Source organism: Synechococcus sp. MIT S9504 (assembly GCF_047497135.1).
In the GTDB taxonomy this organism is placed as follows: Bacteria; Cyanobacteriota; Cyanobacteriia; order PCC-6307; family Cyanobiaceae; genus Synechococcus_C.
On record NZ_CP138942.1, the window covers coordinates 2,902,761 to 2,925,942 of the forward strand.

Below are 23,182 nucleotides of genomic sequence, written 5' to 3' on the forward strand. Positions count from 1 at the left end.
ACCGGTTTCGCTGAGACCGGCAAGGGTGGCCATGTCGCCATTGGAGATGGTGGCGGTGACCACGCCGGATGTATCGGCAGCGAGGGCATTGGCCTGTGAGGTGGAAGCAGTGCCGCTGTTGACGTTGACCGTTTCATTGCCTAGGCCGGTGATGCCACCGGAGTCGTAAGCGGTGATCAGATCAGCGGCGCTGCCGGTGAGTGTGTTGATGGAGTTGGCATTGATGGCACCTGAGGTGTGTCCATCGAGGGCGTTGAGAACGGAGGCGTTGAGAGAGGTGTCGTTGAGGGTGACGGCCTCGTTGCCGAGATTGCTGATACCTCTTGATGTGTAAGCGGTGTTGAGGTCTGCGGCTGCACCAGTGAGTGTGGTGATGTTGCTGGCATTGATGGCAACAGTGGTTTTGCCGTCCAGGGTGTTGAGCGCCGATACCGCGACCGATGCGTCGCTGATGGTGATCGAGTAAGCGTTGCCGGTTTCTGTGAGCCCGGCCAGTGTTGCGAGATCGCCATCGGAGAGTGTGGCGGTGACGACACCGGAAGTGGCAGCAGCGAGGTTGTTTGCCTGTGAGGTGCTGACAACTTCGGTGATGGAGACAGCTTCATTGTCAAGACCAGAGATGGAACCGTTGCTGTAAGCCGTGAAGGCGGTGGTCAGATCGGCATAGCTGCCTGAAAGGGTATTGATGGAGGAGGCATTGATGGCACCGGAGGTGCGTCCATCGAGGGTGTTGAGAACAGAAGCGGAGAGGCTGGTGTCGGAGAGAGTGACGGCTTCATTGCCGAGATTGCTGATGCCGCCTGATGTGTAAGCGGTGTTCAGATCAGCCGCTGCACCGGTGAGTGTGTTGATGGAGGAGGCATTGATGGTTCCTGAGGTGTGGCCATCAAGGATGTTGAGAACGGAGACGGCGAGGGAGGTATCGGAGAGGGTGATGGCCTCATTGCCAAGATTGCTGATGCCGCCTGATGTGTAAGCGGTGCTGAGATCTGCTGCTGCACCGCTGAGTGTGTTGATGGAACCAGCATTGATGGTGCCGGAAGTATTGCTATCGAGAGTGTTGAGAACAGAGACGGCGAGGGAGGTGTCGGAGAGCGTGACGGCCTCATTGCCGAGATTGCTGATGCTGCCGGATGTATATGCGGTATTGAGATCAGCGGCTGCACCGCTGAGTTTGTTAATGGAGGAGGCATTGATGGTTCCTGAGGTGTGGCCATCAAGGATGTTGAGGACGGAGACAGCGAGGCTGGTGTCGGAGAGGGTGATGGCTTGGTCGCCGAGATTGTTGATGCCGGAGGAGCCGTAGGCGGTATTGAGATCAGCGGCAGTACCTGAGAGTGTGTTGATGGAATTGGCATTGATGGTGCCTGAGGTGTTGCCGTCGAGGTCGTTGAGAACGGAGACGGCGAGGCTGGTGTCGGAAAGAGTGACGGCCTCATTGCCGAGATTGTTGATGCCGCCTGAGGTGTAGGCGGTGTTCAGATCTGCGGCCGCACCGGTGAGCGTGTTGATGGAGGAGGCATTGATGGTTCCTGAGGTGTGGCCATCAAGGATGTTGAGAACGGAGACGGCGAGGCTGGTATCGGAGAGGGTGACGGCCTCGTTGCCGAGATTGCTGATGCCGCCAGAGGCGTAAGCGGTGTTCAGATCAGCGGCTGCACCGCTGAGTGTGTTGATGGAGGAGGCATTGATGGCACCGGAGGTGCGTCCATCGAGGGCGTTAAGAACCGAGACGGCGAGGCTGGTATCGGAGAGGGTGACGGCCTCATTGCCGAGATTGCTGATGCCGCCTGAGGTGTAGGCGGTGTTCAGATCAGCGGCTGCACCGCTGAGTGTGTTGATGGAGGAGGCATTGATGGTTCCTGAGGTATGGCCATCGAGGAGGTTGAGGACGGAGACGGCGAGGCTGGTGTCGGAGAGGGTGACGGCCTCATTGCCGAGATTGTTGATGCCGCCAGATGTGTATGCGGTATTGAGATCAGCCGCTGCCCCGGTGAGTGTGTTGATGGAGGAGGCATTGATGGCACCGGAGGTGTGTCCGTCGAGGGTGTTGAGTACTGACGCTGCGAGGCTGGTGTCGCTGAGAGTGATGGCCTCATTGCCGAGATTGCTGATGCCGCCTGAGGTGTATGCGGTGTTCAGATCAGCGGCTACACCGGTGAGTGTGTTGATGGTGGAGGCATTGATGGCACCGGAGGTGTGTCCATCAAGGGCATTCAGAACGGAGACGGCGAGGGTCGTGTCGGAGAGGGTGACGGCCTCGTCGCCGAGATTGTTGATGCCGGATGAGCCGTAGGCGGTATTGAGGTCAGCAGCGGCACCGGTGAGCATGGTGATGTTGCTGGCATTGATGGCAACGGAGGTTTTGCCATCGAGCGTGTTGAGAGCTGATGCAGCAACGGATATGTCCGTGATGGTGATGGTGTAGGCGTTACCGGTTTCGCTCAGACCGGCGAGGTTTGCCATGTCGCCATCGGAGAGGGTGGCGCTGACGACAGCGGATGTGGCAGCAGCGAGGGTGTTGGCCTGGGAGGTGGACGCGCTGCCGCTGTTGACGTTGACCGCTTCATTGCCAAGGCCGGTGATGCCGCCTGATGCGTAGGCCGTGATCAGATCAGCAGCAGTGCCGGTGATCGTGTTGATGGAGTTGGCATTGATGCTGCCGGAGGTATTGCCATCGAGGGTATTGAGGACTGAGGCAGCGAGGGATGAGTCAGTGAGCGTGATCGCTTCGTTGTTCAGACCTGAGAGCCCCGATGAGGCGTAGGCGGTGTTGAGATCAGCGGCTGCGCCCGTGAGCGTGGTGATGTTGCTGGCATTGATGGCAACAGTGGTTTTGCCGTCCAGCGTGTTGAGAGCAGCGGCAGCAACGCTGTTATCGGTGATGGTGATGATGTAGGCATTACCGGTTTCACTGAGACCGGCGAGGGTGGCCATGTCGCCATCGGAGAGGGTGGCGGTGATGACACCGGAGGTGGCAGCCGAGAGCGTGTTGGCTTGCGCTGTGGTGACAGCTCCCGAGACGGAGATGACTTCATTGCCAAGACCAGAGATGGAACCGTTGCTGTTAGCCGTGAAGGCAGTATTGAGATCGGCGTAGCTGCCTGAGAGCGTGGTGACATTGCTGGCATTGATGGCAACGGAGGTTTTGCCATCGAGTGTGTTGAGAGCAGCGGCAGCAACATTGTTGTCGGTGATTGTGATGGTGTAAGCGTTGCCGGTTTCGGTGATGTCGGCGAGGGTGGCCATGTCGCCATCAGAGAGTGTGGCGGTGACAACGCCGGCGGTGAAAGCAGCGAGGGTGTTCGCTTGGGAGGTGGTGACAACTTCAGTGATGGAGACAGCTTCATTGCCAAGACCAGAGATGGAACCGTTGCTGTTAGCTGTGAAGGCGGTGGTCAGATCGGCATAGCTGCCTGAGAGCGTGGTGATGTTGCTGGCATTGATGGCAACGGAGGTTTTGCCATCGAGTGTGTTGAGATCCGCTGCGGCAACGCTTGTGTCGGTGATATTGATCGTGTAGGCGTTACCTGTTCCGGTGAGACCGGCAAGCGTGGCCATGTCGCCATCGGAGAGGGTGGCGGTGACCACGCCGGATGTGTCGGCGGCGAGGGCATTGGCCTGTGAGGTGGAGGCAGTGCCGCTGTTGATGTTGACCGTTTCATTGCCCAGGCCGGTGATGCCACCTGAGTCGTAAGCGGTGATCAGATCAGCGGCGCTGCCTGAGAGGGAATTGATGGAGCTGGCATTGATGGCACCTGAGGTGCGTCCATCGAGGATGTTGAGAACGGAGACTGCGAGGGATGTATCGGAGAGGGTGACGGCTTCATTGCCGAGATTGCTGATGCCGCCTGAGGTGTAGGCGGTGTTGAGGTCAGCAGCGCTACCGGTGAGCGTGTTGATGGAGGAGGCATTGATGGCACCGGAGGTGCGTCCATCGAGGATGTTGAGAACGGAAGCAGCGAGGCTGGTGTCGGAGAGAGTGACGGCTTCAGTGCCGAGATTGCTGATGCCGGCTGATGTGTAGGCGGTGTTCAGATCAGCCGCTGCCCCGCTGAGTGTGTTGATGGAGGAGGCGTTGATGGCACCGGAGGTGCGTCCATCCAGGGCGTTGAGAATGGTGACGGCGAGGCTGGTGTCGGAGAGGGTGACGGCCTCATTGCCGAGATTGCTGATGCCACTTGATGAGTAGGCGCTGTTGAGGTCAGCTGCAGCACCTGTCAGTGTGTTGATGTTGCTGGCGTTGATGGCAACAGTTGTTTTGCCATCGAGTGTGTTGAGAGCAGCGGCAGCAACGGATGTGTCGGTGATGGCGATGGTGTAAGCGTTGCCGGTTTCGCTGAGCCCGGCGAGTGTGGCCATGTCGCCATCGGAGATGGTGGCGGTGACGACTCCGGATGTGTCAGCAGCGAGGGCATTGGCCTGGGAGGTTGAAGCGCTGCCGCTGTTGACGTTGACCGCTTCATTGCCCAGGCCAGTAATGCCACCAGAGTCGTAGGCGGTGATCAGGTTTGATGCGCTGCCAGTGAGTGTGTTGATGTTGCTGGCATCGATGGCGCCTGATGTATTGCCATCAAGGGTGTTGAGGACAGCGACGGCGAGGCTGGTGTCGGAGAGGGTGGCAGCTTCATTACCGAGGCCGGCGATGCTGGAGCCATTGGCGGCGTAAACGGTGTTGATGTCAACTGCGGTGCCCGTGAGCGTGGTGATGTTGCTGGCATTGATGACAACGGAGGTTTTGCCGTCGAGGGCGTTGAGAGCAGCAGCAGCAACACTGTTGTCGGTGATGGTGATGGTGTAGGCGTTGCCGGTTTCGCTGAGCCCGGCAAGGGTGGCCATGTCGCCATCGGCGAGGGTGGCGGTGACCACACCGGAAGTGGCAGTAGCGAGGTTGTTGGCCTGGGCGGTGGATGCGCTGCCGCTGTTGACGTTGACCGCTTCATTACCAAGACCTGTGATTCCTCCTGATGCGTAGGCGGTAATCAGGTTTGCGGCGTTGCCTGAAAGCGTGTTGATGGAGCTGGCATTGATGCTGCCGGAGGTGTGGCCATCGAGGGTGTTGAGGACGGATGCGGCGAGGGTGGTGTCGGAAAGGGTGATGGCCTCGTTGGCCAGACCTGAGATCCCAGCAGAGGCGTAAGCGGTGTTGAGATCTGCTGCAGCACCAGAGAGAGTGTTGATGGAACTGGCATTGATGGTGCCGGAGGTGTTGCCATCGAGGGTGTTGAGAACGGAGACGGCGAGGCTGGTGTCGGAAAGAGTGACGGCTTCGTTGTTGAGACCAGAGATGGAGCCGTTGCCATTAGCGGTGTAGGCGGTGATCAGGTCAGCGGCTGCACCGGTGAGGGTGGTGATGTTGCTGGCGTTGAGGGCAACGGAGGTTTTGCCATCGAGAGTGTTGAGAGCAGCAGCAGCAACGGATGTGTCGGTGATGGTGATGGTGTAAGCGTTACCGGTTTCGGTGATGCCGGCGAGGGTGGCCATGTCGCCATCGGAGATGGTGGCGGTGACCACGCCGGATGTGTCGGCGGCGAGGGCATTGGCCTGTGAGGTGGAGGCAGTGCCGCTGTTGACATTGACGGCTTCATTGCCCAGGCCGTTGATGCCACCGGAGTCGTAAGCGGTGATCAGATCAGCGGCGCTGCCTGAGAGTGTGGTGATGTTGCTGGCGTTGATGGCAACGGAGGTTTTGCCATCGAGCGTGTTGAGAGCAGCGGCCGCAACGCTGTTGTCGGTGATGGTGATGGTGTAGGCGTTACCGGTTTCGCTGAGCCCGGCGAGGGTGGCCATGTCGCCATCGGAGATGGTGGCGGTGACGACCCCGGATGTGTCGGCGGCAAGGGCATTGGCTTGGGACGTGGAAGCACTGCCGCTGTTGACATTGACGGCTTCATTGCCTAAGCCAGTGATACCACCAGAGTCATAGACGGTGATCAGATCAGCGGCGCTGCCGGTGAGTGTGTTGATTGAGAAGGCATTGATGGCACCTGAGGTGCGTCCGTCGAGGGCGTTGAGAACGGAAGCAGCAAGAGAGGTGTCCGTGAGGGTGACGGCTTCATTACCGAGATTGCTGATGCCGCCTGATGTGTAAGCAGTATTGAGGTCAGCGGCAGTGCCAGAGAGCGTGTTGATGGAGCTGGCATTGATGGGGCCAGAGGTGCGTCCATCGAGTGTGTTGAGAACAGAGACAGCAAGGCTGGTGTCAGAGATGGTGACGGCCTCGTTGCCGAGATTGCTGATGCCTCCTGATGCATAGGCAGTGTTCAGGTCAGCGGTGCTACCGGTGAGCGTGTTGATGGAGCTGGCATTGATGGTGCCGGAGGTTTTGCCGTCCAGTGTGTTGAGAGACACAACGGCCAGGGATATGTCCTCAAGGATGTGTGCTTCATCGCCAAGCCCTGTCAGATTGGGCAAGTTGTAGAGGTAATTGATGTCTGCAAAACTGCCTTGAATTGTGCTAACAAAAGCTGCATCAAGGCTTCCGCCATTCAGGTTCCAGGTATTGATCAGATTGTTTGCCGTAACTAAAGACATGGCATCTATTCCCTCGCTTTATTTCTTCAACAGGCAAAGTGGCGGATTGCCTGGATTTTTTGAAAATAATGTTGCCCAGTCAGCGGGATATGGTTTGCGTGTGGTATCAACAAACGTTTTGGCTATAGAAATATTGGCGTGAATTAATTTTGACTCAAAACAGAAATTGGATTGATCTTTGGGAAGCGTCGAAATGTCTGCTCTAATAAATTTGGTTGTTGTAGTTGCGTCCGCAAAAAATCTTGATTCTTGTTCCAATGTTGATGTCTTCTGCTTGTTCGACATTGATTGGTTCGTCAATGTGATTGAGCTTTCGACGGCATCAGGTGCTTCAGAAGGCGTGGTGTCGGTCACGTCTGGAGCAACTCAGGAAAGTCTCAGCAAATTCTGGTAGAAAAACCATAATTTTTAAGGGCACCGTGGTCCCAAAAGTGCGGGATTTTTCCAATCCCTGACCGTTCAGGTGTCCGTCGCATCGCGGCTGCGGCTCAGCGTCTCCTGAGGTTGTTCCCCGTACTGCTGCTGGTATCGCCGTGCAAAGTGGCTGCGGCTGGCAAACCCCATAGCGGATGCGATGGCTCCGACTCCAGTCAGCCCCGGCTCACGGCGTCGGCTTGGATCGAGCAGTAGTTGGCGAATCCTGTCGATGCGGATCGATCGTTGCAGCTCAAGAGGGGTGCAGGCGAAGTGCTCTCTGGGTTCTTTAAACAGTGATGTCCGCGATTGATGCAGCTCGGCTGAGAGCTCATTCATGGATAGAGACTTGCTTCCGTTCTTTGCACACCAGTGCAGCAACTCAATCGCAGCTTGATGGCGATCCTCCCGTGTGGCGATGGGCATGGTTTGGCTGTTTTGCGCTTCAAAGCAGCGAATCACAGTGTCGATCAGCTGATCGGGTTCTTCGGGTTTCCATGTGTCCTGATCTCGTTCCACCAGACTGTTGAGTTGCTGCTGCAGGCAGCGTCGCAGTTCCACCTGCACTTCCAGCTGATTGGTGCTCTCCCAGCGCTTCAGCATCAGCGGTCCACCTCCATGCTGTGCATGGCGTTCCAGCAAGGCTTCTTTGCCGATCACCGAAGTTGCCAGTGTCGCCCGGGCAGGCACGCTGAGATCGAAATCACTCAGCGATCGTTTGTATCCCATCAAGCCTTGCCAAGGCATGGGAATTCCCTGGGCGCGATAAGGCTGATCCTCCATGGCGTCCGTCAATGGGATGGCTAGCGTGCAGGGCTTGGGCCGCCTCTTCCCGCTGAGAAACAGGTTCTGGTTGGTTTCGAGCACTTTGAAGCGGTAGCTCCCCAGCACAAAAACGCGTACTCGCCCATGCAGAGGACTCTGGCTGAGCTGAACGGCGACCAGATCGGGGGAGAGTGGGTGAAACAGATCTTGCAGTTCTGAACACGTCTGAAACCGTGCATCCAGCCGCTTCAACGAGTTTTTGTCGGAGTGCTTGATCACGGTTCCACCCTTAACGTGCACTCAGGCTCTGTGCTGATTGCATTGATTTCCGGCTGGAGGCTTTGAGCGTGGTGCGGAAGGTTCGTCGACTGAGGCGTCGAACTGTGTGCCGATCGCGCGGCAGCCAACGGGCTTGTCTTGTGCAATGCCTTGAGTCAAGCGGCCACATAGTTGCGTGCCACCTTGCTCATTGATTGTTTTGTAGATTTAGCCTGTTATGGCACAGACAATCTCTAGATTCAATTAATACTATGATGGCGATGCCTGATACTCTAATGCCATATTTTAAAAATTTGATTTTTCCTGACCTCCTTATTCTAGCGCTCATAATCCAATTAATAGCTTTGTTGTTTCCATGCTCAGGGCTATGTTTTCAGTGATGAGCATTTATTATTTCACATGATCACCGCCGAAAATAAATAAGGCTCTAATGCCGCCTTCAATTCCCTCCGATCCCTCAGGTGCAGCTACATAGTATTTGCGATAACCTAAATATAATTCAACTCGACTCGCATCATATTGCCCCAAGTGCTTTGTTAGCGCGCTCAGCCTAATGCCGTAAGTTAATTGTGGAAATACTTGGTTGAACCACCACCTGTCTTTGTTTGATGAATATGCACCTAGAAAACTGATTCCAGGACCATGCTCGAATGTTCCTTTTTCTCCCCAATAAAATCGTTGATTTGCATTGGTCATTATCGTAAAATCTTTTTTTCCAAAGGGACGCATTGTTATGGGATTTAAGCTTTTAGTGTAAGGTCCCTTGAATTCGTTTGCGACTTCCATCCATACACCCCATGGCATAGAACTAAATTTCAAGAAAGTATTCTCATTGCTTTCTAGGGGGTTTCTGCCTGTTTGTTTCGGCGTATATTTCGCAATAATTGCTTTGAACTGTTTTTTTTCTTGCTCACTGTTAAGGCCCCACCTAATTGGTACGTCGTTAGATGCAAGACCTTTAGGTACATCGCCAAAAAAGAAGTTTATTCCTGTAAGTTGTGGGAATTTTTTTAGGCTATTGAACAAAGATTTATACCACTCTATTCTGTCACCACATAATCCTGAGGTAGCTGTTTCTGCAATATGAATAGGTTTATTTGTATATTTTGCAATTGCTACATACGCTGGGGAAAACTCAGATGCAAACTGCTTTTCTTTTTTGTATCTTGACGCTGTTCCACAGCGGTTATAAGTTGATACGGTAATTCTATCTACAATATCGGCTATCTGAGGTAGATATTGATCTGCTTTCTTAAATACTCCATCGCATCCACTTCTGTTAAAATTAAAATCATATTTAATGTATTGAGCAGCTCCTGTAGAATTTATTAGTTTAATTGTGTGCTTTAGCGATTTGATGAGCGAATTTTGCGTATTCCCTTTCGCGCACATACCCCATTCATACCAGCCACCATTTCCTTCGTGAAACAATGACAATCTTATCTTTTTCTTTTTGCTTGCTATTATTTTGCCAATATTAATTAATTGCTGGTCATAGTATCCATCCAATATTAAAGAGTGAAATCCCTCTTCTTTGGCTTTTGCTTTGATATCTTCTGGATCTTGATTGTTTAGTTTAAGCAACAGTGTAACTGTTGTGTCAATTCCCGGGTCTATGTAGTTCTTGTATATCCAGTCAAGGGGTTGTTTCTTGTTTGCGCTTAGGTTGATATTGTAATGTAATACAGCATTTCTAATGCCTAATTCATTCATGTATTTTTTATGATAGCTTGAACTCCAATTAGATACCTTGTCTTGGGAAGCGTTATTGAATAAAACGCCTTTGTTAAGACCAAATGTATATTTTTTCTTGGTAGTAATATTTTTGTTGTTTGGTGCTATTTCATTTGCACCTACACCGGTACTCACACAAAACAATGAAATAATTAAAGTTAAAAGGCTAAATCTCTTAGGGCTCAAAGTTGCTAATTTTGCATCATTTTCTTTGACAAGAAAATTCATCGATCATATCTAAGTTGCATGTATGAGATTGATTTGATTTGTTACTTTTTTTGTTTCTGAAGATGTTGGTCTTACTCCAGTCCATTTTGATTCCAAATAGGTCATCATTCCCCATATTTGGGCCACCTGCATTAATATACCCAAGAGGCCCAGGATAGATATAAATGATATATATTTTGGTGTTGTCCAAATAACAGCGATTTGCCTAATTGACATTGTTAAAAACATGCTAAGTAAAGCCAAAGCAATACTCAGATACAACGGCTCTTGTCTTGTCCCTGTAATTAAAGACCATAATAGATATGGTCCAGTAATGTAAACAGTAGCAAACGCTAAAAATATATTGGACCAATATAAAAGTAAAGTAGGGTAAGCTTGAATTTTTCTTATCATCCAAGATGTATTTTGAATTGTGTAAATATTTGAAGATCTAGCCCATCTTGTTACCATTCCCCAAAATTTTTTAAAGCTCTTCGGAGACAATGTATAAACTCGTGCCGAGGGTTCCATTATTGTTAACTTTCCTGATTTTTGTACTTCAATGGTTATATATCTATCATCACCAGGATCTCTGATTCTTGAAAGATAGCCGAAGAAGCTTATTGTTTCTTCGCTCAATCTTTTGCCAAATTCTTGAGTAATATGGTTTGCGCGCACACAGTACCATCTCCCTGGAAGACAACCGACAGAGCCAAATAGGCTCAAGCATGCTTGAGATCCATAATTCCTTGCCATCTCAAATAACTGCATAACATGTTGCCAGAAATATTTGGGTTCTCGTACATATTGAGAAGTGGTAACACCACCAATATTTGGATCGTCAAAATGTTCGGTTAAGCGTATCACTAAATCGTCGTTTCCTGGAAAGGTATCATCATCTATAAAATGTATAAGTGTGTTGGTTTTGTTACTATTATTAATAATTTGTCGATCCCATGCTAAATCTATCATCCATTTTAAATTGGCTCGTTTTCTTTGCATATTGCCCGCTCCTACAAAAGCGCAGTGTTTTTGAGCTACGTTGATAGCATCATCTGAATTTTTATAAATTCCTGCGCCATCAATTACAGCGAAAATAAGAAAATTTGCATTTGCTTTGAGAAAGCAATCTTTTATTCTCTTCAAATTTTCATCTAATTCTTTAACACAAGGTGGGTTGAAAATTGTGATAAATACAAGATGCTGGTTTATCTGATGTACTAATGTTGGATCTGTTTTGATTTTTTTTATGTGATTGAAGTAAGGTGTCCATTCAAATAGCTTTTTTATAGTTGATCTGCTCGCCAGTGGTATAGTAGTTATTATTAATAGAATGATTGACGTTAGTAATGCGATGTGCTCTAGCAAATTTGATGTACCCTCTACTGCCCGGACTAAAAGAATTGTGATGATAGCGATACTAGAGGAGGAAAATGCCGCGTAAATATATTTATTAGTGGGTTTAACAGTAAACCCGGGCTGGTTGAAGTAATAGATGCCTGCAAAAATGCTACGAGGCAGCATGATTATCCAGGTATACAGGCTGAAAAGTAGAAATTGACTTGGAAGGCCTGTGTCGGCAAAGTCTCTTAAGTGGCGTGTTGCTTCCAGCAATGCATCTTCCTCAAAGGGAACACTTATGCAATTATGGAAAGGAATTCAGCTGTTGGTTGTTTCTGAGTGAGCCCGATCGTACGGGATTTTGAGGTCATTTGTATAGGCGTGTCGGTGTCGGATGCTTCTCAGGCCTTGTCTTGTTGGCTTCTGGTGAGCGTATCCAGTGGTTGTTCTCCGTACTGTTCCAAATAATGCTTGGCAAAGTGGCTACGGCTGGTGAAGCCCATTGATTCAGCGCTGTCGCCAACACCTGTAAGCCCTTGTGAGGCGCGAGACTCTGGTAACAGCAGAAGATGCCTGACGCGGTCAATACGAATGGAGCGCTGTAACTCCAGCGGTGTCCTTCCGAAATGTTCCTGGGACCCTTTGAACAATGTGGTTCGCGATTGGAATAGTTTATGGCTGAGCTCTTCAACGGTGAGCGTCTTCATCGGGTTCCTAGTGCACCAGTGCAGCAGTTCAATCGCAGTTTCATGCCGCGCTTCGCGCTTGGCGACGGGTCTTGTGCAGGTATTTGGCTGTTCAAAACATTGAATCAAGGTTTCTATCAGCTGGTCGTGTTCTTCGGGGTTCCATCCCTGTTGGCCCCGTTGAAATTGTTCGTTGAGTTGATCTCGCAAGGCTTTGTGGAGCTCAGGATGCAGTTGTAGTTGATTTGTCGCTTCCAAGCGTTTCATTGACAGTCGGTGCTTCCCTTTGTGAAGTAACTGTTCAACAAGTGCTTCTTTATCAATAACGATTGTGGCCAGCTTTGCTTCTGAAGGAATTTTTAGGTCAAAGTCTGTGAGGTGCAGGTTGTATCCCATTAAGGCGGGCCAAATTACCGGAATGCCCTGTGCACGATAATCCGACGTTCTTGCATCCTCAAGAGGAATAGCAATTGTGCAGTTCTCTGGACGGTGAGCTCCGCTTAAAAAAAGACTTTGATTTGTCTCTAAAAAATTGACGCGTAGCGTGCCGAACTTGATGACGCGAAGGCGGCCCTTCAAAGGTCCACGACTCAACTGCAGACCAGATATGTCTGGGGAGAGTGGTCGAAATAGTTTTCTCAGGCAGTGACAGCTGAGGAAAGGACTGTCAAAAATGTCCACATACCGCAATAAGTTGTAATGTAATTATGCCTTCCTTCGTCTGTGTTCCCGAACACAGAGTGGTCGCCCAGTGCTATCGATCCATCGGCTAGTCCCGAGCGTTCCGTTCAGATTTTCAAATTTCAGCCAGTCGTCCCCTTTCGTCACAATGACGATTGGACTGTTTTGACGCGCACGACTTTCGCTTTGTTTCTCTACCTGCTGCAGACCCCATCCTTGGTCTTGCACCAATGGGTGACCCAACACTCCTCAATTGGGATCAGCGCAATCAGGCCGGTTTGTCTGACATCAGCCCCACGGCCTTTCTCATTCCAGATATTGGCCCTGACTTCACCATCGGCCTGGGCTCGTCACTCGTGGTCCCGGTGGGTGAAGGAGCCCTTGATAACGGCAAGTTGTCCGTTGGGCCTGCGCTCCTGGCCTTCTTTCACCGCGGTCCTAGGGTCGTTGGAGCCCGCATGCGAAACGTGTGGTCTGTGTCTGGTGATTCAGATCGCGATGACGTCAACCGCATGGTGGTGCGGGGTCTTATCAGATATCAGCTCAATCCCGACTGGTGGTTGATCTCATCGCCAATCATCGCCGCGGATTGGACTCTTCCTGATGGCCAAGGTTGGATTGTTCCCTTGGGTGGTGGATTGGGTCGATTCTTCCAGCTGGCTGGTCAACCGATGCAGGTGTCTGTAGAGGCGTACTACAACGCGGTGAAGCTGCAGTTGGCTGGTGAAGAATTGCTGGGAGATTGGACCATCCGTACCCAGTGGCAAATCATTTTCCCCAATTGAAAAGCGTCAGCGACGATTCGAGCGCCTCAGGGTTGCCAGAAAAGTTCGGCGGCCAAAGCGACGGATTTTGTGCCGTCCCCGCGGCAGCCAGCTGGTTGTTTTGCGTAAGGCTGTCAACCATCTCGCCACATAATTGCGATGATCTTCAGGACTCAGAATCCACCGGGCTAAATAGGAGGAGCCAACACCCAGGAGTAAAATCCGGCCAATCCACATTGTGTATTTCTGGTTCAGGCCGCCAGGTTGCGGAAGCGAGTGAACTGTGGCTCGAACAGCAGCTTCACCGTGCCCACCGGGCCGTTGCGGTGCTTGGTCACGATCACTTCCGTGATTCCCCGATCGGGAGTTTCCGGGTTGTAGTACTCGTCGCGGTAGATCATCAGCACCAGATCGGCGTCCTGTTCAATCGAGCCCGATTCGCGCAGGTCACTCAGCATCGGTCGTTTGTTGGTGCGTGACTCCACGCCACGGCTGAGCTGGGACAAGGCGATCACCGGCACGTTCAGTTCACGGGCCATCCCCTTGAGAGCTCTTGTGATTCTTGAAATTTCCTGCACTCGGTTGTCAGGACTGGATCCTTCCATCAGCTGCAGGTAGTCGATCACGATCAGACCGAGTTCCTTGCCCTGTTCGGCCATCAGTCGCCTGCAGAGCGAACGCATCTCCAGCACGCCCGAGTTGGGCTTGTCGTCGATGTAGATCGGCAGCTGGCCCAGGGTGTTGATGCCCTGTCCAAGCAGCGGCCACTCCTCCTGTTGGAGACGGCCTGTGCGCAGCCGGCCCGCTTCGATGCCCACTTCCATTGAGAGCAGCCGATAGGTGAGTTGCTCCTTGCTCATCTCCAGTGAGAACACACACACCGGCAGGTCATGCAACTGAGCCACGTTCTTGGCCAGATTGAGCACGATCGATGTTTTGCCCATGGCCGGGCGTCCGGCCACGATGATTAGATCACTGCGCTGCAGGCCCTGGGTCATGGCGTCCAGGTCGTAGAAATTCACCGGAATGCCTGCCACCGAGGTGCCCAGCGAGCGGCTTTCGATTTCGTTGAAGGTGCTGGTGAGAATCTCGGCGGTGGGCGTCAAACCCTGCGATGGTTTTTCCTGACTGATGGCGAAGATGGTCTGCTCGGCCTTGTCGAGCACCTGCTCCATCGGCAGACCCTGATCGAAGCCCAGCTGGATCACTTCGTTGCCTGAGCGGATCAGCTGCCGGCGCAGATACTTATCCATCACCAGTCGTGCCACCTGCTCGATCGAGGCGGTGGAGGCCACGCGATCCACAAGCTCCACCAGCCTGCTGCTGCCTCCAACCTTCTCGAGTGCACCGGTGTCCGCCAGCCAGGCGGTCATTGCGGTGAGATCGGTGGGTTTGCCCTGGCTATGGAGCATCACTGCAGTGCGGAAGATCTCGCGATGGGCATTGAGATAAAACGCTTCCGGTTGCAGCACGTCGGCCACGCGACCGATGGCATCCGGGTCGAGCAGGATGCCGCCCAGAACCGCTTCTTCCGCCTCCAGGTTTTGCGGCGGGATCGAATCGGGCAGAGCCTCGAAGCTGGGCTCTTCACGCCTGCGACCTTGGCCGAAACCGCGGCGCTCCCCCTCGGTGGACTCGCCACCGGACTCTGACAAGGGAACGCTCACCATGGCGGCAGCCGCTCAGAAGGAATGATCACTCTGACGCACCTTGTCGGTGACATCAGAGTCAATTTTGATCCGTGTTCAGTAGCTGACCACTTCCAGGTTGATTTCAGCGGTCACTTCGCTGTGAAGCTTGACCTGAACCTTGTAGTTTCCTGTCCGATGGATGTCGGGCACGGTGATGTCACGGCGATCCACTTCTTTCTTGGTGGCCTCTTCGATCACCTCGGCCACATCACCATTGGTGACGGTGCCGAACAGGACGTCGTCCTCTCCCGTTTGCTTCTTCACCGTGAAGCGACCGATGGTGTCGAGTGCGGTGCGGAAGGCGACGGCTTCCTCCTTGAGAGCGGTCTGGCGCTCGGCTTCCTTGGCGCGACGATGCTCCACCTGCTTCATCACGGCAGGGGTCACAGGCACAGCTTTGCCGAAGGGCAGCAGGAAGTTGCGGGCATAGCCAGGGGCAACTTCCACCAGATCTCCGTCCCGGCCGAGGCTGAGGACGTCCTCATTCAGAACGACTTGTACGCGCTTGGCCATGGGAGAAGGATCCTGACGACGACGGATTAGCGATCGGTAACTTTACGACTTCACGGGCAGTCGCACTTTGGTGGCCAGGCCCAGAGCGCGCATCAGACGGATGTGCTCCCAGGTGAGATCGATTTGTCCGGGCTGCAGACCATGACGCGCCGAATGCGGGAAGGCGTGGTGATTGTTGTGCCAGCCCTCGCCGAAGGTGACGGCGGCCACCCATTTGTTATTGCGCGAATCGTCGCCGCTTTCAAAGGCCACGGTGCCCCAGCAGTGGGTGGCGGAATTCACCAGCCAGGTGACGTGGTAGACGAGCACCAGGCGCAGAGGAATCCCCCAGAGCACCAGGGCCCAGCCGCCTGCACCGGTCGCAGTGCCGATCCAGAACAGCAGGCCGGCCAGCGGAAGCTGCAGAACCAGGAACCAGTTGTTCAGCCAGCGGTAGTAGGGGTCCTTGGCCAGATCACCGGTCATGCGGGGCACCTCCTGCATCGCTGGAATCGCATTGAACATCCAGCCCATGTGGCTCCACCAGAAGCCCTTGTTGCTGTTGTGGTGATCCGCATCCGTATCGGAATACTTGTGGTGATGCCTGTGCAGTCCGGCCCAGTCGATTGGTCCGTGCTGGCAGCTCAGGGCGCCGCAGGTGGCAAAGAAATGCTCCAGCCAGAGCGGCACTCGGAACGAGCGGTGTGAGAGCAGCCTGTGATAGCCGATGGTGACGCCAAGGCAGGCGGTGACCCAATACAGCACCAGCAGGCTGGTGACGGCTTCCCAGCTCCAGAAGGCAGGAGCGAGTGCCAGCAGTCCCAGGACATGGATCACGATCATGAATCCGATCGTTACCCAGCTTTTTTCGCTCTTGGGAGCGATGCGCGTCTTGCTCTTGGGGCGCCGGTAGGGCTTGATTGCCAGCCTGGGACCACGATGCGAAACTGGTTTCCGGCTGGGTGGCGAAGGCGTTCTAATCGCGCTTGGTGCCATGACTTGATCCCGGTTGATCTCTGCACACTACACGCGATACGGATACGTATCAACCAATGGCTAAGGCAAGCGGTTCTGATCATGTGACCAAGGGTTATCGCCAGCGCCTTGAGGAAGGGCGCCAGGCGATGGCTCACCTCATTCATGTGTGGCATGAGCGCAACGGCTGGTCCCACAAGGTGTTGCCCGCCCTGGCCGATGCTCTTGACCTCGGTCGTGTGCACAACTCCCAGATCTCCAATCTCCGCAACGGCAAGCTCTCCTCTCCGGGGCCGGAGGTTTTTCTCGCACTCGGCCAGGCGAATGCAGTGCTGCATCAGGGCCTGGATCCGATCCGAGATCAGCTGGCGGAAGTTCACCCCGATCTGTTGCGGGTGTTGAGCGACAGTTCCGTGCCCCTGCTCGCAGCCCATGGTGAGCCCCTCGGTGCCGGTGAGCTGCTGGAAATCTTTGTCGGCTTAGGCCCCTTGCCGCCAGGTTTCGATTGGCGGATTGATCAAACGGAAGCAGCTGCCCTGAGTGCGGCGATCGCCGACAGTCTTTGCCGTGGGCAGGCCTGGCGACAGTGTCGCGATCAGGTGATGGAGGCCTATCCGGTCACCAAAAACCAACGCCGCGAGCGTTTTGCCGAAGTGATGGCAGGCCTCAGGGAATACAGCGCCGAGGAGCTCGATGGTGAGTTCCTCGATCTTCATGCCACGCATCTGGCTCTCGAAGGCAGCAAGGGGCAGAGCGCTGAGGCATTTCTGGCCGAATTGCGAACGGTTGCTCAGCCGGGGTAGCGGGCCTGACGCACGCGTCGGGTGAGTCCAAGCTTCTGCAGCATCCGGATGTGCATCCAAGTGATGTCGAACTCGAACCAGCGCAGTCCGTGGCGAGCACTACCTGGATGGGCGTGATGATTGTTGTGCCAACCCTCTCCGAAGGACAGAACGGCCACCCACCAGCAATTGCGTGAGAGATCCGGGCAGTCGAAATTGCGATAGCCGAAGGCGTGGGTGGCCGAGTTCACCAGCCATGTGACGTGATAGACGACAACCAGGCGCAAGGGAATGGCCCACAGCACCAGACCAACGCCTCCTCCATGCACCTGAGCAGCGTTGCCATACCAGTAAAGCGCCAGGCCGATCGGGATCTGCAGGACCAGGAACCAGCGATCAAGCCAGACGTAGAAGGGATCCTTCAGCAGGTCGCCACCGAATCGCTCTTTGTGTTCAAGAGCGGGGATTTCGTGCAGCATCCACTCGCTGTGGCTCCACCACAGCCCCCGACCTGCATCGTGGTGATCGTTGGGTTGATCAGAAAATTTGTGATGGTGACGGTGCAAGGCCACCCAGTCGATCGGTCCGCTCTGTGCGGCCAGGGTGCCCATGATCACAAGCACCCGTTCAAGCCAGCGGGGAACCTCAAAACTGCGGTGCGCCACAAGACGATGCAAGCCCAGTGTCACTCCGAGCACCGTGGCCCAGTAGAGAACGGCGAAGGCCACAACTCCCTGAATGCTCCAGAACCTTGGCAGCAGTGCAATGGTGGCCAGCACGTGCATCGCCACCATGAAGGAGGTGGTGCCACCTTTGAATTTGCGCTGTTTACGCGGCAGCCGTTCACGGGGCGCCATCACCGCTGCGCGCATACGCAATTCGCGGTTTGAAGTGGTGGCTGCCGGAGTGGTTGTAACCAAGAAGCTTCTCCTTGAACCAGTTCTGTCGCGGTCGGTACGGCTACAGCCGAGACCAAAACAGTTGGTTGGGAGTGTGAATGTAAAAGAAAACTGCAGGCTTTTTGCGGTTCTCCCGTGGCACAGGCTTCAAATCGCTATGCAGAGAGCACCGGTGCACAGGGGATGAATCTCAGTGATGCCAAGGACTTTGCCTGCAGGCAAGTGGCTGCTGTACGAGAGCGTCAGCAGCCTCTTGCCCGTCAGCGCACCGCTGCTGTGGCTGATCGACTGCAAAAGGTTCTGGCGGCCTTTAAGGCTGAACGGGTTGGGACTCAGCATTTCGCCTCCGTCAGCGGTTATGGGCACGGTGACCAGGGCCGGGAGGTGATCGACCGGGTCTTCGCTCGGGTGCTCGGCGCGGAAGCAGCGGCTGTGCGACTTCAGTTCGTGAGCGGTACTCACGCCATCGCTGCAGCCTTGTTCGGAGTGCTGCGGCCAGGCGATCGCTTGCTGTCCATCACCGGGCGTCCTTACGACACGCTCGAAGAGGTCATCGGTCTTCGTGGAGAGGGGCAAGGATCCCTCAAGGATTTCGGTATCGACTACGAAGAGCTGAAGCTCAACGAAGCCGGGGCTGTGGATGAGAAGGCCCTGGATCAGGCCCTGGCGCGGCCCCTTCGCCTGATCCTGATCCAGCGCAGCTGTGGTTACAGCTGGCGCCCATCGCTCAGCGTGCAGACCATTGGTCGGCTCTGTGCCCGCATCCACGAACGGCAGCCCGACTGCGTGTGCTTCGTGGACAACTGCTACGGAGAACTGGTTGAGGCCCAGGAGCCACCAGAGGTGGGTGCGGATCTGGTCGCAGGTTCATTGATCAAAAACCTGGGCGGAACGATCGCGCCCGCCGGTGGTTACGTCGCCGGACGCGCCGATCTGGTGGAACAAGCCTGCTGCCGTCTCACCGCACCAGGGATCGGCAGTGAAGGGGGGACTGGTTTTGGCCTGCATCGATTGTTACTGCAGGGTCTGTTTCTGGCTCCCCAGATGGTGGCCGAAGCCTTGATCGGCGCTGATCTGGTGGCCGGTGTGTTCGCTGATCTGGGGTTTCCCGTGCAGCCCGTTGCCGGCGCGTCGCGCAGTGACCTGATCCAGGCTGTGCAGCTGGGGAATCCTGAGGCCCTCAAGCTGATCTGCCGCGCCTTTCAGGCCTGTTCCCCGGTGGGCTCCTACCTCGATCCAGTGCCGGCATCGATGCCCGGCTATGCCAGTGATCTGGTGATGGCTGGTGGAACCTTTATCGATGGCAGCACCAGTGAGTTCTCCGCTGACGCGCCATTGCGGGAGCCGTTCAATCTCTACGTTCAGGGAGGCACCCATCACGCCCATGTCGAGCTGGCTCTGATCCAGGCGCTGCAAGCCCTGGCTGCGGCGGGACATCTGAATCTGGCGCACACTGACTGAGAGACGCTGTTGCGGCCCGATGGCCTTTGAATTCCCTGCCTCCTACCGCTACGCCGACAGCCATGAATACGCCTGGCAGGACGCTGATTTGATCCGTATTGGCCTGAGTGCCTATGCCGTGGATCAACTCGGCGACATCGTGTTTGTGGACCTCCCCGAGGTGGGTTCTGATCTCAGCCGTGGCAGCAGTTTCGGCACCGTTGAGTCGGTCAAGGCTGTTGAAGAGATGTATGCCCCCCTCAGTGGTGAGGTTCTGCAGCGCAATGAAGCTCTGCTGGCCAATCCCGAAGAACTCCAGAAGGATCCCCATGGTGAGGGTTGGTTGCTCGTGATCCGACCCAGCGATGTGACGCAGCTTGAGCAGTTGATGGATGCCACGACCTACTCCGCCAAGGTTGCCGCGACCTGATATCACATCGTCGACCGGCTCAAATTGCTTAAAGTCGGCGACCTCTGTTGCTGCACCATGACCCTGCTGGACCAGCGCATGGTGGAAACGGCTTCAGCGAGGAAGCTTCCGCCTTTCGCGCAGCGCCATATCGGCCCGGGATCCGCAGCCAATCAGCTGATGCTCGATCGGCTTGGTTTTGCCGATCTAGAGCGCTTTCTGCAGGCCGTGGTGCCACAAGACATTCTTGATTCAAGCCAGCCGCAGGGGCAGCTTCCCGAAGGTATCGGAGAGCAGCAAGCTCTCTCTGAACTGCGCCAGCTTGCCGGGCTGAACCGTGTGAATCGGTCGTTGATCGGTCTTGGTTACTACGGCACCGTCACGCCTGCTTTGATCCAGCGGCAGGTGCTGGAGAACCCTTCCTGGTACACGGCCTACACCCCTTATCAAGCGGAAATCGCCCAGGGACGTCTGGAGGCACTGCTCAATTTTCAGACGTTGATCAGCGAGCTGACCGGTCTGCCGATTGCCAATGCCTCACTTCTGGATGAAGCCACCGCGGCGGCGGAGGCCATGTCGATGAGCTTTAGCGTCTGCAAGCGAGTTGAAGCAACACGCTTTCTGGTTGATGCCGCCGTGCTGCCACAGACTCTGTCGGTTCTGCGCACCAGGGCCCAGCCGATCGGTGTGAAGCTCGACTTGGCGGAGCCTGATCAGTTCGTGTGGGGTGACGATGTGTTCGGAGTGCTGTTGCAGCTCCCTGGACGCTGCGGCCGGCTCTGGGACCCTCGATCCTGCATAGCCAGGGCCCACGAGCATGGCGCCTTGGTCACCGTGGCCACTGACCCTTTGGCGCAGGTGCTGCTGGAGCCGGTGGGTGCTCTCGGTGCCGATATCGCTGTGGGCAGTGCCCAGCGTTTCGGAGTGCCGATGGGTGGAGGCGGTCCCCACGCGGCGTTCTTTGCTACGCGCGATGCTTACCGCCGGCAGGTCCCCGGACGCATTGTTGGGCAGTCGAGAGATGCCGAAGGCAATGTCGCACTGCGCCTGGCATTGCAGACCCGTGAGCAACACATCCGCCGAGACAAAGCCACTAGCAATATTTGCACAGCCCAGGTTCTGCTGGCGGTGATGGCCTCGTTCTACGCCGTGCACCACGGGCCCGAAGGTCTTGAGGCGATTGCCCGACGTCTGCTCCAGCTGCGCTGTCAGCTCGACGAGGGATTGCGTTCGCTTGGACTTGCTCTTCCGCAGGGATCACGCTTCGACAGTGTTGATGTGATCTGCGCTCAGGCCCCGCGAGTGCATCAACTGGCAGCTCGAGCCGGCTTCAACCTGCGACTCCTGCCCGATGGTGCGGCGATCGAACAGGCCGAAGGATTCGGTATCAGCCTGGATGAGCTCAGCGACAGCAAAGAGGTGTATCGGCTGCTGGCACTGGTGGCGGAGGCCACCGGAGGCCAGCTGCCAGAACTGTCCGACACAGCCATGCACGATCAGGCCTTGGCGGGCTTGCCGCTGCGGTCCAGCCCCTGGCTGCAGCAACCGGTGTTTCACCATTACCGCAGTGAAACTGAGCTGCTTCGCTACATCCAGCGTTTGGTCAGCAAAGACCTCTCATTGGTGCACGGGATGATTCCTCTGGGCAGCTGCACCATGAAACTGAATGCTGCAGCGGAGCTGGCACCGGTGAGCTGGAGGGAGTTCGGGAGCATCCATCCCTTTGCTCCCGCTGACCAGCTGAAGGGCAATCAGCGCATGGCCCAGGACCTCGAGAGCTGGTTGGCTGAGCTCACCGGTTTCGCGGGCGTTTCCTTGCAGCCCAATGCTGGTTCTCAGGGCGAGTTCGCCGGTTTATTGGTGATTCGCGCCTGGCATCAGTCACGCGGTGAGGGCCATCGTGATGTCTGTCTGATTCCCACCAGTGCCCATGGCACCAACCCCGCCAGTGCCGTGATGGCTGGGATGCGTGTGGTGTCTGTGGTTTGTGATGAGCAGGGGAATGTCGATGTGGACGATTTGCGCAGCAAGCTCTCGGAGAACGCCGATTGCCTGGCGGCTCTGATGGTCACGTATCCCTCAACCCATGGGGTGTTCGAGACCCGAATCCGTGAAATCTGCAGCCTCGTTCATGACCATGGCGGTCAGGTGTATCTGGATGGCGCCAACCTCAATGCCCAGGTCGGTGTCTGCAGGCCAGGGGCGTTCGGGGCGGATGTCTGCCATCTCAATCTGCATAAGACGTTCTGCATTCCCCATGGCGGCGGTGGCCCGGGGGTGGGTCCCATCGCGGTGGGAGAGCATCTGCGGCCGTTTCTTCCCGGTCATCCACTGATGATCGGCGGCGGTGATCAGGCCATTTCAGCGGTGTCTGCAGCCCCCCTGGGCAGTGCTGGCATCCTGCCGATCAGCTGGATGTATCTGCGTTTGATGGGCCCAGCTGGCCTGCGGCAGGCCACAGCTGTGGCTTTGCTGTCAGCCAATTATCTGGCGCATCGGCTCGATGCGCACTACCCGGTGCTGTTCCGGGGAGAGGGAGGACTGGTGGCCCATGAATGCATTCTTGATCTGCGCGATCTGAGGCGTAGCGCTGGTCTTGAGGTGGATGACCTGGCGAAGCGTCTGATGGATTACGGCTTCCATGCTCCGACAGTCAGCTGGCCGGTGGCGGGCACTGTGATGGTTGAACCCACGGAAAGCGAAAGTCTTGAAGAGCTGGATCGCTTCTGCGACGCCATGATCGCGATCCGTGCAGAAGTGGCTGCGATTGAAAATGGTCTCAGCGATCGTGAGAACAATCCACTGCGCCGTGCTCCCCACACTCTGAGTGCTGTGACGGCCGATCACTGGGATCGCCCCTATTCCCGTGAACAGGCAGCATTTCCGTTGCAGGATCAGCGGCACAACAAGTTCTGGCCAGCTGTGGCCCGGATCGACAACGCCTATGGCGATCGCAATCTGATCTGCACCTGCCCCAGTGTTGAGGAGATGGCTGCGGCTCAGCCCTCTGGGTCTCAGCCAATGAGTTAAATTTTACCGAAATCGGAAATTAATCTTCGATTTTTAATTGTGCAAAGGAAACTTTGATC

General features: G+C 55.1%; 15 protein-coding genes (1 of these 15 running past the window's edge). 5 read left to right on the plus strand and 10 right to left on the minus strand.

Annotation, left to right across the window (positions count from 1 at the left end; translation table 11 throughout):
- The 6 genes from SIB58_RS15610 to SIB58_RS15635 all read right to left on the minus strand — a co-directional run.
- On the minus strand, positions 1–6,534 hold the 5' portion of the coding sequence (locus tag SIB58_RS15610; RefSeq protein ID WP_414494681.1) for a hypothetical protein. Its footprint begins 20,493 nt before the window's first position; only the first 6,534 of its 27,027 coding nucleotides appear in the window; the start codon lies at positions 6,532–6,534; the stop codon falls past the left edge of the window.
- Between the two features lie 18 nt (positions 6,535–6,552).
- A complete protein-coding gene (locus SIB58_RS15615) occupies positions 6,553–6,888 on the minus strand; it encodes a hypothetical protein (protein ID WP_156486808.1) in 336 nt (111 codons plus the stop codon).
- A 105-nt stretch (positions 6,889–6,993) separates the two neighbouring features.
- Positions 6,994–8,013 (minus strand): helix-turn-helix domain-containing protein, encoded by a 1,020-nt coding sequence (locus SIB58_RS15620; protein WP_231884231.1) that lies wholly within the window; start codon positions 8,011–8,013, stop codon positions 6,994–6,996.
- A gap of 369 nt (positions 8,014–8,382) precedes the next feature.
- Positions 8,383–9,954, minus strand: a complete 1,572-nt coding sequence (locus SIB58_RS15625; protein ID WP_067327531.1) for a hypothetical protein — start codon at positions 9,952–9,954, stop codon at positions 8,383–8,385.
- Positions 9,955–9,963: 9 nt separating this feature from the next.
- Positions 9,964–11,457, minus strand: a complete 1,494-nt coding sequence (locus tag SIB58_RS15630; protein WP_197461214.1) for a glycosyltransferase family 2 protein — start codon at positions 11,455–11,457, stop codon at positions 9,964–9,966.
- A gap of 218 nt (positions 11,458–11,675) precedes the next feature.
- On the minus strand, positions 11,676–12,539 hold the full coding sequence (locus tag SIB58_RS15635; protein ID WP_231857201.1) for a helix-turn-helix domain-containing protein: 864 nt from the start codon (positions 12,537–12,539) through the stop codon (positions 11,676–11,678).
- A 332-nt stretch (positions 12,540–12,871) separates the two neighbouring features.
- On the opposite strand from SIB58_RS15635, the gene SIB58_RS15640 reads away from it, so the two are divergent.
- The gene (locus SIB58_RS15640) at positions 12,872–13,426 is read left to right on the plus strand and encodes a hypothetical protein (protein ID WP_197461213.1); all 555 of its coding nucleotides are present in this window, start codon (positions 12,872–12,874) and stop codon (positions 13,424–13,426) included.
- 230 nt (positions 13,427–13,656) lie between these two features.
- On the opposite strand, the gene dnaB is transcribed toward SIB58_RS15640, so the two are convergent.
- From dnaB to SIB58_RS15655, 3 genes are all read right to left on the minus strand, one after another.
- Complete coding sequence (gene dnaB, locus SIB58_RS15645) at positions 13,657–15,075, minus strand: replicative DNA helicase (protein WP_066912113.1); 1,419 nt, start codon at positions 15,073–15,075, stop codon at positions 13,657–13,659.
- A gap of 75 nt (positions 15,076–15,150) precedes the next feature.
- Positions 15,151–15,609 carry a 50S ribosomal protein L9 gene (rplI, locus tag SIB58_RS15650; RefSeq protein ID WP_066912110.1) on the minus strand — a complete coding sequence of 153 codons (459 nt, stop codon included), beginning with the start codon at positions 15,607–15,609 and terminating at the stop codon, positions 15,151–15,153.
- Between the two features lie 42 nt (positions 15,610–15,651).
- Positions 15,652–16,584: an acyl-CoA desaturase gene (locus tag SIB58_RS15655; RefSeq protein ID WP_066912107.1), complete on the minus strand. Its 933-nt coding sequence runs from the start codon at positions 16,582–16,584 to the stop codon at positions 15,652–15,654.
- A 56-nt stretch (positions 16,585–16,640) separates the two neighbouring features.
- On the opposite strand from SIB58_RS15655, the gene SIB58_RS15660 reads away from it, so the two are divergent.
- A complete protein-coding gene (locus SIB58_RS15660; protein ID WP_066912104.1) occupies positions 16,641–17,366 on the plus strand; it encodes a hypothetical protein in 726 nt (241 codons plus the stop codon).
- Here the strand turns inward: SIB58_RS15660 and SIB58_RS15665 are convergent.
- Positions 17,354–18,217 carry an acyl-CoA desaturase gene (locus SIB58_RS15665; protein ID WP_369813461.1) on the minus strand — a complete coding sequence of 288 codons (864 nt, stop codon included), beginning with the start codon at positions 18,215–18,217 and terminating at the stop codon, positions 17,354–17,356. The genes SIB58_RS15660 and SIB58_RS15665 overlap by 13 nt on opposite strands.
- Positions 18,218–18,427: 210 nt before the next feature.
- Here SIB58_RS15665 and SIB58_RS15670 point away from each other — a divergent pair, with 210 nt between their 5' ends.
- The 3 genes from SIB58_RS15670 to gcvP are packed head-to-tail and all read left to right on the plus strand — an operon-like array spanning position 18,428 to position 23,123.
- Entirely contained in the window at positions 18,428–19,705 is a 1,278-nt protein-coding gene (locus tag SIB58_RS15670) for an aminotransferase class I/II-fold pyridoxal phosphate-dependent enzyme (protein ID WP_066912098.1), read from the plus strand.
- 19 nt (positions 19,706–19,724) lie between these two features.
- Positions 19,725–20,114: a glycine cleavage system protein GcvH gene (gene gcvH, locus SIB58_RS15675; RefSeq protein ID WP_066912095.1), complete on the plus strand. Its 390-nt coding sequence runs from the start codon at positions 19,725–19,727 to the stop codon at positions 20,112–20,114.
- A 57-nt stretch (positions 20,115–20,171) separates the two neighbouring features.
- A complete protein-coding gene (gene gcvP, locus SIB58_RS15680; RefSeq protein WP_067327528.1) occupies positions 20,172–23,123 on the plus strand; it encodes an aminomethyl-transferring glycine dehydrogenase in 2,952 nt (983 codons plus the stop codon).
- Positions 23,124–23,182 lie beyond the last annotated feature (59 nt).

Coding starts and splice junctions, on each gene's coding strand:
- SIB58_RS15625 (WP_067327531.1), bottom strand. CDS start 9,954: ATGAATTTTCTTGTCAAAGAAAATGATGCAAAATTAGCAACTTTGAGC.
- SIB58_RS15630 (WP_197461214.1), bottom strand. CDS start 11,457: ATGCTGCCTCGTAGCATTTTTGCAGGCATCTATTACTTCAACCAGCCC.
- SIB58_RS15640 (WP_197461213.1), top strand. CDS start 12,872: ATGGGTGACCCAACACTCCTCAATTGGGATCAGCGCAATCAGGCCGGT.
- dnaB (WP_066912113.1), bottom strand. CDS start 15,075: ATGGTGAGCGTTCCCTTGTCAGAGTCCGGTGGCGAGTCCACCGAGGGG.
- rplI (WP_066912110.1), bottom strand. CDS start 15,609: ATGGCCAAGCGCGTACAAGTCGTTCTGAATGAGGACGTCCTCAGCCTC.
- SIB58_RS15655 (WP_066912107.1), bottom strand. CDS start 16,584: ATGGCACCAAGCGCGATTAGAACGCCTTCGCCACCCAGCCGGAAACCA.
- SIB58_RS15660 (WP_066912104.1), top strand. CDS start 16,641: ATGGCTAAGGCAAGCGGTTCTGATCATGTGACCAAGGGTTATCGCCAG.
- SIB58_RS15665 (WP_369813461.1), bottom strand. CDS start 18,217: ATGCGCGCAGCGGTGATGGCGCCCCGTGAACGGCTGCCGCGTAAACAG.
- SIB58_RS15670 (WP_066912098.1), top strand. CDS start 18,428: ATGAATCTCAGTGATGCCAAGGACTTTGCCTGCAGGCAAGTGGCTGCT.
- gcvH (WP_066912095.1), top strand. CDS start 19,725: ATGGCCTTTGAATTCCCTGCCTCCTACCGCTACGCCGACAGCCATGAA.
- gcvP (WP_067327528.1), top strand. CDS start 20,172: ATGACCCTGCTGGACCAGCGCATGGTGGAAACGGCTTCAGCGAGGAAG.